General features: G+C 71.2%; 5 protein-coding genes. 3 read left to right on the plus strand and 2 right to left on the minus strand.

The window, feature by feature from the left end:
- From FRW57_RS17950 to FRW57_RS17960, 3 genes are all read left to right on the plus strand, one after another.
- On the plus strand, positions 1-1,856 hold a 1,856-nt coding region (locus FRW57_RS17950; protein WP_152186639.1), incomplete at its 5' end, for a DNA translocase FtsK.
- Positions 1,857-1,892: 36 nt separating this feature from the next.
- Positions 1,893-2,570 carry an ion channel gene (locus FRW57_RS17955; protein ID WP_137121498.1) on the plus strand — a complete coding sequence of 226 codons (678 nt, stop codon included), beginning with the start codon at positions 1,893-1,895 and terminating at the stop codon, positions 2,568-2,570.
- A gap of 28 nt (positions 2,571-2,598) precedes the next feature.
- Entirely contained in the window at positions 2,599-3,438 is an 840-nt protein-coding gene (locus tag FRW57_RS17960; protein ID WP_152186640.1) for a YggS family pyridoxal phosphate-dependent enzyme, read from the plus strand.
- Here the strand turns inward: FRW57_RS17960 and FRW57_RS17965 are convergent.
- Together FRW57_RS17965 and FRW57_RS24145 are read right to left on the minus strand one after the other, a co-directional pair.
- On the minus strand, positions 3,354-4,094 hold the full coding sequence (locus tag FRW57_RS17965) for a RibD family protein (protein WP_152186641.1): 741 nt from the start codon (positions 4,092-4,094) through the stop codon (positions 3,354-3,356). The two genes, FRW57_RS17960 and FRW57_RS17965, sit on opposite strands and share 85 nt — an antisense overlap.
- Positions 4,087-4,336: hypothetical protein (locus FRW57_RS24145; RefSeq protein WP_203230398.1), on the minus strand; the 250-nt coding region annotated here is incomplete at its 5' end. The genes FRW57_RS17965 and FRW57_RS24145, both read right to left, overlap by 8 nt.

Consider the following 4,336-nt stretch of genomic DNA (forward strand, 5'->3'; position numbering starts at 1 on the left):
CCGACGGCAACGCCGTGGGCGACTCGCGGGGCAAGGGCCCCCGCCCCGGGGAGAAGCGACCCACCGCGCCCGGCGTGCTGGCGCCGAGTGCTGCCGATCCCCCGCCCTCGACCGATGCCACCGACCCTCCCGGCCCGGGCCAGGTCCCCGACAAGGGCGGCCTCGAGGCGCCCCCGACGACCCCGCTGCCGCAGCGGGTGGAGCAGCTGGCGCTGGCCGGGGACGTCACCTACACGCTGCCCGACAACACCTTGCTGACCGCCGGCCCGCCGCACAAGAAGCGGTCGGCCGTCAACGACCACGTGGTGGAGGCACTCACCGGGGTCCTCGACCAGTTCGACATCGACGCCCAGGTGACCGGCTTCATGCGCGGCCCGACCGTGACTCGCTACGAGGTCGAGCTCGGTCGCGGCACCAAGGTCGAGCGGGTCACGGCGCTGTCCAGGAACATCGCGTATGCCGTGGCGTCGGCCGACGTGCGCATCCTCAGCCCGATCCCGGGCAAGTCCGCGATCGGCGTCGAGATCCCCAACACCGACCGCGAGACGGTCAGTCTCGGTGACGTGCTGCGCAGCCAGGTCGCCCGGGCCAACGAGCACCCCATGGTCATGGGGGTCGGCAAGGACGTCGAGGGCGGCTACGTCATCGCCAACCTGGCGAAGATGCCGCACCTGCTGGTGGCCGGAGCCACCGGCGCGGGCAAGTCGAGCTTCGTCAACTCGATGATCACCTCGATCCTGATGCGGGCCACGCCCGACGAGGTCCGGATGGTCCTGGTCGACCCCAAGCGCGTGGAACTGACCGGCTACGAGGGCATCCCGCACCTGATCACGCCGATCATCACCAACCCCAAGAAGGCCGCCGAGGCCCTGCAGTGGGTCGTCCGGGAGATGGACACGCGGTATGACGACCTGTCCGCCTTCGGCTACAAGCACATCGACGACTTCAACAAGGCGGTCCGCACCGGCAAGCTGAAGACCCCGCCCGGTTCCGAGCGGGTGCTGCAGGCCTACCCCTACCTGCTGGTCATCGTCGACGAGCTGGCCGACCTGATGATGGTCGCGCCGCGTGACGTCGAGGAGTCGATCGTCCGGATCACCCAGCTGGCGCGCGCGGCCGGCATCCACCTCGTGCTGGCGACGCAGCGGCCCTCGGTCGACGTGGTCACCGGCCTGATCAAGGCCAACGTGCCGTCGCGGATGGCGTTCGCCACCTCGTCGCTGGCCGACTCCCGGGTCGTGCTGGACCAACCGGGAGCCGAGAAGCTCATCGGCCAGGGCGACGCCCTCTTCCTGCCGATGGGTGCCTCCAAGCCGATGCGGGTCCAGGGTGCATGGGTCACCGAGTCCGAGATCCAGCGAGTCGTCGGGCACGTCACCGGCCAGCTCAAGCCGAACTACCGCGACGACGTCACGGTCGTGGCGCCCAAGAAGCAGATCGACGAGGACATCGGCGACGACCTCGACCTGCTGCTGCAGGCCACGGAGCTGGTGGTCACCACGCAGTTCGGCTCCACCTCGATGCTGCAGCGCAAGCTGCGGGTCGGGTTCGCCAAGGCCGGCCGGCTGATGGACCTGCTCGAGTCACGTGGCGTCGTCGGACCGTCGGAGGGGTCCAAGGCGCGTGACGTCCTGGTCAAGCCGGACGACCTGGCGACCACGCTGGCGCTGATGCGGGGCGAGGACGTGCCCGACGACGACCCGGTCTACGACGACCGGGCAGACGCTGCGGCTGCCCCCGCCCCGGCGCCCCCCGCCCCGGTGCGCCCCGAAGCGGGGGCCGCGCCGCCGGAGGGCCTGGAAGAGGTCGAGGCGGAGAGCGACGAGGACGCGTGGTCGCTGACCGAGAGGCGCTGACACCGGGCAGGGGGCTCTTTCCCTAAGGTGTCCCGCATGACGCGAGTGCGGGATGCCTGGGAGACCGTCAAGGACCATCCCTCAGCGGTGCTGCTCGCCGTCCAGCTGGGCAGCGTGATCATCTACCCGTTCACGGACGCCACCTCTGCCGGCCGGACCGTCGTCTCGGTGATCGGCGTCCTCGTGCTCGGGCTGGCCGTGCTGGCCGTGCGTCGCACACCGGCGATGAACATCGTCAGCGTCGTGATCGGCATACCGGCGGTGGCGCTCACGGTGTTCGAAGCCGTCGATCCCGGCGTGTCCGCGGTGGAGCTCATGTCGGGGTTCACGCACGCGATCTTCTACTTCTACACGGCGTGGGCGCTGCTGCGGTACATGTTCGCGGACAACTGGGTCACCCGGGACGAGCTGTTCGCGACCGGTGCCTGCTTCACCGTCGTGGCCTGGGGGTTCGCCTACCTCTACAGCGCGATCCAGGTCATCTGGCCCAACGCGTTCCTCGGGGCGGCCCCCGACCCCAACACGCCGCTGTCCTGGATGGAGCTGCTCTTCCTGTCCTTCACCACGATGACCAACACCGGGCTGTCCGACATCGTGCCCGGCACGGCGCACGCCCGTTCCTTCATCATGCTCGAGCAGCTGGCCGGGCTGAACTACGTGGCTCTGGTGGTGGCGCGGCTGCTCGGGCTCACCCTGGCTCGCTTCCGCCGCTGAGGGACGGCAGGCCTCGTAGGCTGTCCGTGTGCCAGCCGACGGGAGTGGGACCGGGCCGCGGTACCCGACGGCCGGAACGGTGCAGGAGCTCGCCGACCACCTCGACCACGTGCGCGCCCTCATCGACGCCGCTGCGCGCCGGTCGGGTCGCCGACCCGGCGAGGTGGCGCTGCTCCCGGTCAGCAAGACCGTGACCGAGGACCGGATCCGGCTCGCGGTGCAGGCCGGCTGCCACCGGCTGGGTGAGAACAAGGTCCAGGAGGCGGCGCGCAAGCACGACGCGCTGGCCGACCTCGCCGTCGAGTGGTCGATCATCGGGCACCTGCAGACCAACAAGACCAAGGACGTGGTGGCCTTCGCCACCGAGTTCCACGCGCTCGACCGGCTCAAGGTGGCCGAGGCACTGGACCGGAGACTGCAGGCAGCGGGCCGCAGCCTGGACGTCTACGTGCAGGTCAACACGTCCGGCGAGGACTCGAAGTACGGTCTGCCGCCGGGGGAGGCCCTGGGCTTCTTGCGGCAGCTGCCCCGGTTCACCTCGCTGCGGATCCAGGGGCTGATGACGCTGGCCGTGTTCAGCGACGACACCGAGCGGGTCCGACCCTGCTTCGTGCGGCTGCGCGAGGTGAGGGACCGGGCCCGTGAGATCGATCCCGACCTGATCGGTCCCGGCGGCCTGTCGATGGGCATGTCCGGGGACTTCGAGGTGGCGGTCGAGGAGGGGGCCACCGTGGTCCGGGTCGGGCAGGCCATCTTCGGGGCGCGGCCGCTGCCGGACAGCTACTACTGGCCCACCGACTCCGCGGGCGGGCCGCCGTCGCCGTCGCGGTCCGGCTCCACTTGCGTGAACCGGTCGGACAGGCCGTAGCGCAGCAGCACCACGTCACCCAGCTGTCGCACCTGGGCCAGCCGGGCCCGGCGCCCCGCGTGGAAGGGGAAGGCGCCGTCGGCGACGAACCGCACCGCCTGCGAGTCGCCGACGAAGAAGGGCGCGACGACCAGGTGCAGCTCGTCGGCCAGGTCGTCGGTCAGGAACTGGGTGTGGACGTGTCCGCCGCCTTCCACCATGAGCCGGCGGACACCGCGGGCGTGCAGGTCCTCACTGAGCCAGCGCATGGTCACCGTCGCCCCGGCGTCGACCACGGTCGCCACCGAGTGCAGGTTGCTGCACGCGGTCGCGGCGGCGCTCGCGGCGTAGACCAGCTTGGTGCCACCGCCGTGGGTGAAGAACCGGGTCCGTGGGTCGAGGTCGCCTGAGCCGGTCACGGTGACCTTGATCGGCGAGGGTGTCCGGCCCCGGGCGACGCGTGCTGTGCGGCGGCGCGCGGCCCGCACCGTCAGCCGGGGGTCGTCGTTGCGGACGGTGGCGGCCCCCACGAGGATCGCGTCGCAGGTCGCACGCACCGCATCCACGCGGTCGAGGTCGGCGCGGTTGGACAGCACGAGCCGCTCGCCGGAGGCCGAGTCGAGATAGCCGTCCAGGGACATGCCGCAGCTGAGCACGGTGTAGGGACGGTCAGCCATCGGCCGCGGCACGTCGTGTCGGCAGGGCCGGTCGTGGCCGCTGCGTCGTTGTCTGACCTTGACCGTTCGAGGACGCCGTCGCGGCCGTGTCCTGCGTGTCCTTCCCGTCCTCCGGGTCCTTCGCGCCGCGCGCGGAGCCACGGCGACGGGACACGGCCTCCACAGCCAGGACCACACCGCCTGGCAGCGCGCCCGCCAGGGCCAGCACGCCATACACCACGGCCGCGCCGACGCCGGCGGTC

Origin of the sequence: Segeticoccus rhizosphaerae (genome assembly GCF_009192725.1) — a bacterium.
Classification (GTDB): domain Bacteria; phylum Actinomycetota; class Actinomycetes; order Actinomycetales; family Dermatophilaceae; genus Segeticoccus; species Segeticoccus rhizosphaerae.

Coding starts and splice junctions, on each gene's coding strand:
- FRW57_RS17955 (WP_137121498.1), top strand. CDS start 1,893: ATGACGCGAGTGCGGGATGCCTGGGAGACCGTCAAGGACCATCCCTCA.
- FRW57_RS17965 (WP_152186641.1), bottom strand. CDS start 4,094: ATGGCTGACCGTCCCTACACCGTGCTCAGCTGCGGCATGTCCCTGGAC.